We start from the raw sequence: 8,244 nt of genomic DNA on the forward strand, positions 1-8,244 counted from the left end.
CCCTCGTACGACCCACGGCAGACCCACCAACGCAGGCATAGCACCTGCCAGCTTAACGGCCGTTCGTTCCCGTCGTATGCGCCAATCTCCAGCGGCTACACCGGTCCGAGCTTCAAGCAAAGCCCGTACCCAGGGCAAGTCTGTCGGGGTGCGAGCCCGCGCTTTGCAACCAGGGCTAGAAGCAGCGAACCCGTCTGCTTGAGGCCACGTCTTCCGGACAACTCCACCGGAGCCGAACAACTTCTTCGCCCACTCGGTCCGCACCGGCCGCGCCCCAGTTCGGTAGTGACCAAATCCCAACTCGTTGCCCCGATCTCACCGGGATAGTCCGACCTAACGTTTCGAGGCGCAGTTTGCTGCCGCTCGGCCGTCGACGGTTGTGCGGAATTCCCGACGATGACTCAGGACCTCATGCGTCCGACGAGACCTTCCCAAGATGGTTTACCGATGTTCCCCGCGATGCGAGACTCTGCCTTCGCGGGGACTGTTCGAAGATCGAGTGTTCCGCCGAGGAGCTGGGCTCCGGCGGCGCCGGCCTGGCGGAATGGGATGCACCGGCCGGGATATGGTGCGTTGCTGTGGTCGGCGTCTGAACCCGACTGGCTGCCCGCACTACCCGTCGCCGCGGTGCCATGACCGGATTCGCCCTGCGCCGCAACCCAATCACCACGCTAATCAAAAAGGCCCCGACAACCCGCTGCGTCCTGGCATCTGGCCGGCCCCGATCCGGCGCACGCTATCGCCATTCCAACTCGGCCGTGATGTCACCGCGGTCGGACCGGTCCTAGGCGTGATCGAAGGTGTCGCCGCATTGGCCATCGCGTGCGAAACGCACGTGGGCGTCCAGTGGCACGACGTACGTCAAGTCCACCACTGCCTTCAGCGTCGTTCTTCTTCGAGCGCTCCGGCTACCGTGATTTGCGCCAGGCAAGGGCGGGCATTCATCCGACCTGAGTCGGCAGCCTGCCATACTCTGTCGGAACGCTTGCGGAGATCGCCGCGGGCGGAGTGGATTCAGGGGGCAGATGTGGCTTTGCAATCGATGACGCGTTGGATGGCCGTTGGGGCATTCCCGGTGATCGGAGCTTTGGCCGGATGCTCCGGCAGCTTCGAGGTCGGCACGATGTCGTCGTCTCCATCCTCGTCGCCCGCGTCTTCGTCGTCTCCCACTTCAAGCGCACCCGCGGTGCCCGAGGTGAGCAAGAAGGCGTTGGAGTCCGCCGCAATGAAGCAACTTCAACCGAAAATCGACGTCCCAATCGACTCCGTTGACTGCGACGGTGGTCTGCCCGCAAAGGTGAATGCGACCCAGACGTGCACCGTGACCGTCGGTGAAGACACCTATCAGGCAACCGTGACGGCCACGGAGGTCAACGGCACGAACGTCGACTTCCACATTTCGATTCCGCCCGGCCAGGGCAAGTCGGGCGACTCATCGGGCTCTGACGACTCGTCACCGAGTCCTGTGAACTGACACACCGTCAATCAGCGCGCCGAACAGCAGAAATAACCGGGGATCATCCGAACTTCGCTTGCATCGTGGGGCGACCAGATGAATAGTCAGGCGGAGCAGACCTCGGGGCGGGAGATTCGCCGTGAACGTAACTGGCAGCCGAGCAGCCGGCCGCCAAGGGGGATGACAGGCACATGGCACCTTACGGTTCGAACGACTGGGATGACAACGACGACAATGTCCTCGACGCGCTCGAATTCGGAGCCCCGGTGTTCGATGACGATTCCGGCCTCGACGCCTTGCCAGACCACCACAGCGGTCAGGAATTTGACCACGGCGAGGGCTTCGACGCGGCAAGCGACTATCTCTACCAGGCGCCCGAGGAGACCGAGGTCGACGGCTTCGGTGCCATCAACGACGAAGCTGAGCCCGAAGAGACAGAACAGATCCCGGTGGTACAGGCCATCAATCCGCCTGGCACCGTTGCCGTCAGCGCCTACCTCAACGGCTCGATCGCCAAGGTCGACCTGGATCCGAAGGTCGTCAGACTCACCGAAGCCCAACTAGCGGATGAAATCTGTTTCGTGGCCGGAGTGGCCGCTAAACGCGCGACCGCCGTGCTTCACAGCGACGCCGTGAACATGCTTGTAGAGCATGGAATGGACGTCCGCGAAGCTCGCTACTTCGTCGAGACGAACATGCCGTACGCAACTCCGGAGCAGTCCGACGACGCCGAACGCGCGCTCATAACACGACACCTCGGCCAGTAGACCTGCGTTCCGACCTATGCAGGCCTTGCCCGCGCTGGGATGAGCTTCAGGGGCCTGCGGCCGACTCGAGTCTCACACGCTCCTGTACAGCAGTCCTTTGTACGCCCACCCCGAAGCACTCACGGTATCTCGCAACGGATTCTTCATATCGTTCGTGTCGAATCGGTAGTCGTAACCATTGACGGTGCCGGACGCCGTCACCTGCAGATTGCCGCTGGAATCGACCCGGATCTGGCGGAACCGATCGTTGTCGTCGCGGCGCCACTCCCACATCTGGTCTTTGGCTCGCAATTCAGACTTCTCCGGATCCAACCGCATGTGGATCATGAAGCTCTCGTTGATGTTGATCTCGTCGAAGATCGGCTGCCACCGCGGATCGCCCGTCCTCCACTCCGCAACAAGGTCAACCCCTTCTTCGGGTGTGCCTTGTCGCACTCGCCACGGCGCTGCAGCATTGTTCAACCGCATCAACCGCTGCCACAGCTCTTGAGGGGACACCGCAATGACATCTGGCTCCGGCTTGCGGCTCCCGCTGCCGAAGAAATCAGAGAAACCCACGATTGCCGCTCAGGACATCGGCTTGTCGTCGACCTTGGCATCGAACTTGATGTTTTCGTCACTCACCGATGTCGCGGTGACAGTCACACCCAATTTCGTGCCCTTGACGGTCAACACACATCGCTGCGTCGCCCCCACCTTGGCTTCAAGGTCACCGTCGCAGGTCACCGAATCCGCCTTCTTACCCGCCTGGGCTTCCAACTTCTCCTTGACCGTTTTGGCCAACTGGTCTTTCGGCGTTCCGGTGCTGCCGACATGTACGTTGGCCGAACAGGCGCCAAGGAGTCCAGCCACCACGAGCATTGAAGCTGCCAGCATTCGGCGCGTATCAAGCTTCGTATTTAGCATTGTCAATTCCCCTTCTGAAATGCTTCTCAACTACACCATTGGATTACGATCAACCTGTATATCGAACTTGACATCGGCATTTTCGACGCCGGTCACAGTAACTGTGACGCCCAGTTTGGTTTCACCAACTACTAACGCACATCGCTGGACAGCGCCAATCTCTGCCGGAAGGTCACCGTTACAGATAACGGCGTCAGCCTTCTTCCCGGCCGAGCGCTCCAGAAGTTCCTTAACCCGCGATTCCAGATGCGCTTTACCCAATCCAGGACGCCCCGCAGGACCGGGAGGTGCATCACCGGTTTCACTGGGCTCACGTCGCGCTTGGATGGATTCCATGAACTGCACAACCGCGGATTGACCGGACTCATAGGCCTCTGCCGGCGCGCTGTACAGCAGCTGCAGCAGAACCAATTTGGACGGTTCTTCAGTCGGTATTTCGAAAAGAAACTGGGACTGCTTGATATCTATGGCTCGGCCGTCGAGATTGACGGTGAATTGAAGTTCCTGGGCGTACTGGTCGGGTGGGGATTCCGACATCATCCCCTCCCGCACCAATGTCAGGTCCGTGGTCCGGCCCGCCAGTCTCTGGCGGTACGCAGCAGCGCGCTCAGCGAGGTCGCCAGTGGGCCCCATGAGTTGTTCGGTGACCGTGATGTTCGTCGTGAATGGCGCATCAAGATCAGCTCTGCGCAGTAAGACGATTGATGCGGCGTCCTCGTTCACAACCTGGGGTTCGACAGACACCCAGCCATCGGGTACGTCGCCTGTCAGCTCAATACCCTGAGTAGCCACATGTCCCCCTTAGAATCCGAACCACTTGCCGACCTTCTTGGCCCCGTCCTTGATGGTGTCGGTGACCTTACCGGGGTCAATCTCGACGTCGAAGCCCACCTTGCCGCCGATTCCTAGTGCAGCACCGAACGATCCGCCAATCTTGAGCTTGCCATCGTGGAAGCCGGCATCCAGATCGCCCGAGATTCCGATCCCAGCCTGCAACTCTCCATGGGCCCCGACACCCACGCCGCCCACATCGACGCTGGCGTCCCCGGTCAGACGTGCGCCGGCAAACGCTTCGGCCTCCAAATTCACACCATCAGCGCCGATGGACGCATTGGCGGTGGCGTCGGCTTCAACGGCGGCGCGTACCTCGCCCTCGGCCTCGGCGATGCCGTAGGTTGCCGAACCCTTCGCCTCAGCACCAACCAAGGTCGCATTGGCGTTGGCACCTGCCGAGATACCGTCTGAGGTGACCTCTACATTGGCCTTCGCCTCAGCACTGAGGACATCGACACCCGCAGTGCCCTTGACCTCAACGCCGTTGTCAAACGTGTGCTTGCCCTCGGGAGTCTCCTTCGAATAGACCGAAGCCTTTCCGCTGGTGACTTCTTTCTCGTAGAGCTTTACGCCGGGGCCTTTTTTGGACTTATCGTCGCCGTTCTTGCCGTCTTTACCGTCTTTATCCTTGCCGTCTTTGTCTTTGCCATCTTTTTTCTCGTCTTTTCGGGACCCGAAGTCACGCTCTTTCTTATTCTTCGGATCGAATTCCTTCGACTTCTCCAGGATCTTTTTCTTCTCACCCGGCTCGAAGGCCTTCGCCAGCAGGTCATCCGCCTTATCCGCCGCCTGCAGCAGCTTGTCGACGGCCGACTGGGTGTTCTTCACCATCGTCTCTACGAGCTTTTTGCTCGCCGCCTGAAGCGATTCGACCGAAGGCGCTATCACCTTGCTAGTCGCCGCGTCGATCACGATCCCGTAAGCCCCCGCCGTTGAACGAAGCGCCGCCAGTTGGGATTTGACCTGACTTACCTCGTTCGCCGCGGTCCGCGCGGCGGTGGAGACGCCCGTGGAATCCTGGACATGGGTGAGCAGATCGCTTGCGCGAGCCTGTGTCTGTTGCAGCGCCGCCGCGGACCCCTGGCCCGACCAGCTTTGGAACGCAGTCAGACTCCCGAGCGAGCCACTGACCCGAGAGGCAGCTTCAGCTCGGACCGCACTTGACTGGCTGACCGCATTGATTGCAGCAGAATCCCACCGATCGATATCGGCTACGTTGAGGCCCACGGATTAAACCGCGCCGGAATCGAATGCGTCGCCGGCTGATTTCACCGACTCCGCCTCGGATTCATCGGTGTGGCCGTACATCGCCGCAGCGGCAACGAAACGCTCCCCGTGCCCAGAAATATTGTGGTGATGAATCTCGGCCTCCTCGTCCCATTCGGCCAACTTTGCCGCCAAGGCTGCAGCCGACTTACCGATCCACCCGGACTGCGCTGCCGCGAGCTGCTGGCTCGAGGAGGCAAGTTCACCCCGCAACGTTGCAGCAAGCTCGCCTACCTGCTTGCCCGATTCGTGCACAGCCGCCGCATCCACACGTAGTTGGCTCATCGGCCCCCCTCTACCAATGCTCAAACAGTCCGCCATGCGCGGCCTCTCACGAGTAGCTAGCCTAACCCGCGGTCACAGGCCTCAGGTGCAGAAGTTTCGGACCTACGAACCGCGACTCGCATCGGTGAGTACTCAGCTATCAAACAGCATCGCCCACACCGCCCCCTCAGCATTCTGGTCAAGGTGCGATGTTCTTCACTCTTAGCTGTGCGACGGACTAGGCCAACCCGGCTTCGCAGCGAGCGTCGGAAAATCGCTTGCCGGCAGGTAATTCGCAAACACATAGTCCCGCCGCTCCAACGGAACCGACGCCTTAGCGATGCACTCGTCGGTTGCCTGTCGTCGCTCAGGCCAGTTCCAGTTGTACATGTTGTCCGCTGAGTAGTAGCCGCCCCAATAGCCGGTGACTCGGTAACCCTCGAATACATCGTTGAAAGGTGTACGCGCGGAGCCGAACTGAGGTGGCAGTGACTCCTCCGACCGCGTGTTCTCGGCCAGAGTCACCTTGAATGCACTGATCCCGGCCTCGGGCGTACCCACAGGGGCACCATGCGCTGAGTACTCTCCGTTGTCAGCCTGTGAGGCCGAGCCATAGGTGTACATACAACCGATCGCCGAGGCGCCCAGCTCGTTCCGCGACAGCGACAGTAGGTGATTCGTGGCCGTACCGATCCATGGCCCTTTCGGGGTGGGAACTCCGGTGCCGGGCCACCACTCATCCGCAACTGCCTTGCCGAAACCCGGGTATAAGTATTTCTCGTCGCCGGTCAACTCGACGAGCAGAAACGACTCGATGTAAGCCCGGACAGCGACCGCCGGGTCAGTAACGAGATCGACATCTTTCGTGCCGCTCCACACAATCGTGAAGTTCTCGTAGCCCGGCGGCCAGCCTGCTGGCGCTGGCGCCGACCTGTCTGGCGCGCACCCGACACTCAGCAGAAGCGCAAGCACCACGGCAAATCTGCCGATATTCGGTTTCGTCACAGGTCCTTACTAATGACGGGGCTTCAACAGCCAGGAGCTTCGCCGGTGTAGCACCGAGATCCGGCCGTCACATCCGTAACCTCAGTGCAACCGCAGGTTTCGCAGCAGGTCGTAGACTCCGGCGATCCACAGCAGCAACGGAATCACCGCGGCAATGGCCAGGCCGTCACCCAGTTCCAGGATCCGCTTGGTCACCGGTGACACGCGGCGCACACCGTCGGTGGCACCGATCGTGATCACCGCGACCAACCCGAGTGCCGTGTAGATCGCCAGCACCAGCCACGCGCTGCCGGGATTCCACAGGCACAACCGAACCATCACACCAGTGGGCACAGCGACCGCTGCCGCGAGCAGCGCCCAGGAGCACCACCGCTCGGCATAGAGCCGCGACCGGAAGCCACAGATCACAGCCACCAGGGCGGCCACGATCATGCTGTGTACGAAGAAGTGTCCTTGCACCACAACGGCAATCGCGCCGACCGACAGCACCAGAGCACCGGCCGAAAGGAACCCGATCAAGAGCTGGCGGGTAAGGAGGCTGCGCTCCTGCAGCCGTGCCGCCGATTCCGGCACCGAGGCGATGATCGCCTTCCAGGTGGGCGAGGCCTCGTCGACCTCGTCGGGAGTGATGACCGGGTCGAGCAGCTCGTCGTTGGACACCGACTCACCGGGCGCCGGGATGGGCGGCAGGGCGATACGGGCCACGGCGACAGTGAGTTTGGCGGCGTTGGTCACCACGATCAACCCGAACGCGATGGCTCCGGCCGGTACCCAAGTGCCGCCGTCGTAACCGACGGCGATCGCCGCACCGGTGATGGCGATCGCCATCACCGCCGCGAATGAGGCCACGTCAGCCCGACCGCGTGGCCCGCCACGGGTCGCCAAAGTCAACAACAGCACCACCGCACCCGCTCCGGCCAGCTGCGGCGCGCCGAGCGAATCGGCGTCGTAGGGCAACGGCACGGCCAGCGCCGCGGCACCGCCCAGCACGATCGTCGCTGCGAGCAGCAGGCTCTCGGCCAAATCCAGGTTCTGGTAGCGGCTCTGCGCGGCGAAGCTTCCGCCGAGCAGACCCAGACCGAACAGCCCCAGCGCCAACGCCCACCACCAGCCCTGGCCGGCCCCGTCCCAGGACACCAACGACATGACGGTGATGACCGTGGCGACCACCGGAATGGCAATGCCGACAAAGCGATTCAGTGCCGTGCGGTCGAAGACCGGTGATTCATCGAGCACCGCGATCGCATCGATCACGTCCTCGACGAGCGGGCGGTACCGTTCGGTGCGGCTGACCGAAACCAAGGTCAGCAACGAGCCGTCGACCACCCCGGCATCATCCAGGGATTCGTCGGCCTTCAGTGGCGGGGCACCCGGGCGGGCGAATGCCCACATGCCCTGCTCGGAGAAATCGAAACCGGCGAGGGTGTCTTTGGGGGTGTCCTCGAGCAATTCGCCCAGAACACTCACGGTTTCGTCGATGTAGGTCTCGATCGCCGCCGTGGCCGGCAACACCAGATCCGTCATCCGCTTACCAGTGAGGATGGTGACGCGGGTGGTGGACGGCCGGCCGGGCGTCGAGCTCGATGTGTCAGCAGCAGCTGCGGTCGCGGTCAACGCCGTTCAAGCCTGTCGAAATCGTCGGACAGGGCAGCGGCCAGCTCGGTGATGCGCCGCTGGTTATCTGTAGGTCGGTTGCGGGTGTCCTCGACTGTCGCTGACGGTGATCGGGATGGTGTTTGCGACCGT

9 protein-coding genes are annotated in these 8,244 nt (G+C 62.0%); 2 read left to right on the forward strand and 7 right to left on the reverse strand.

Going from position 1 to position 8,244, the window contains the following annotated elements:
- The first annotated feature begins 1,027 nt into the window (after positions 1–1,027).
- Together AC4LGL_RS21020 and AC4LGL_RS21025 are read left to right on the forward strand one after the other, a co-directional pair.
- Positions 1,028–1,474 (forward strand): DUF4333 domain-containing protein, encoded by a 447-nt coding sequence (locus tag AC4LGL_RS21020; protein WP_491840468.1) that lies wholly within the window; start codon positions 1,028–1,030, stop codon positions 1,472–1,474.
- 248 nt (positions 1,475–1,722) lie between these two features.
- On the forward strand, positions 1,723–2,223 hold the full coding sequence (locus AC4LGL_RS21025; RefSeq protein WP_491840469.1) for a hypothetical protein: 501 nt from the start codon (positions 1,723–1,725) through the stop codon (positions 2,221–2,223).
- A gap of 72 nt (positions 2,224–2,295) precedes the next feature.
- Here the strand turns inward: AC4LGL_RS21025 and AC4LGL_RS21030 are convergent, their stop codons facing one another.
- From AC4LGL_RS21030 to eccD, 7 genes are all read right to left on the reverse strand, one after another.
- Positions 2,296–2,781 (reverse strand): hypothetical protein, encoded by a 486-nt coding sequence (locus tag AC4LGL_RS21030; protein ID WP_491840470.1) that lies wholly within the window; start codon positions 2,779–2,781, stop codon positions 2,296–2,298.
- Positions 2,782–2,790: 9 nt separating this feature from the next.
- Positions 2,791–3,129, reverse strand: a complete 339-nt coding sequence (locus AC4LGL_RS21035) for a DUF4333 domain-containing protein (protein WP_491840471.1) — start codon at positions 3,127–3,129, stop codon at positions 2,791–2,793.
- A 30-nt stretch (positions 3,130–3,159) separates the two neighbouring features.
- On the reverse strand, positions 3,160–3,921 hold the full coding sequence (locus tag AC4LGL_RS21040; RefSeq protein ID WP_491840472.1) for a DUF4333 domain-containing protein: 762 nt from the start codon (positions 3,919–3,921) through the stop codon (positions 3,160–3,162).
- Between the two features lie 9 nt (positions 3,922–3,930).
- Positions 3,931–5,190, reverse strand: a complete 1,260-nt coding sequence (locus tag AC4LGL_RS21045; RefSeq protein WP_491840473.1) for an Rv0964c family protein — start codon at positions 5,188–5,190, stop codon at positions 3,931–3,933.
- Positions 5,191–5,193: 3 nt separating this feature from the next.
- On the reverse strand, positions 5,194–5,514 hold the full coding sequence (locus tag AC4LGL_RS21050) for a WXG100 family type VII secretion target (protein WP_491840474.1): 321 nt from the start codon (positions 5,512–5,514) through the stop codon (positions 5,194–5,196).
- 201 nt (positions 5,515–5,715) lie between these two features.
- A complete protein-coding gene (locus AC4LGL_RS21055) occupies positions 5,716–6,498 on the reverse strand; it encodes a hypothetical protein (protein WP_491840475.1) in 783 nt (260 codons plus the stop codon).
- Between the two features lie 81 nt (positions 6,499–6,579).
- Positions 6,580–8,112 carry a type VII secretion integral membrane protein EccD gene (gene eccD / locus AC4LGL_RS21060; RefSeq protein ID WP_491840476.1) on the reverse strand — a complete coding sequence of 511 codons (1,533 nt, stop codon included), beginning with the start codon at positions 8,110–8,112 and terminating at the stop codon, positions 6,580–6,582.
- Between the last annotated feature and the right edge of the window lie 132 nt (positions 8,113–8,244).

It is taken from the genome of Mycolicibacterium arcueilense (assembly GCF_058536225.1).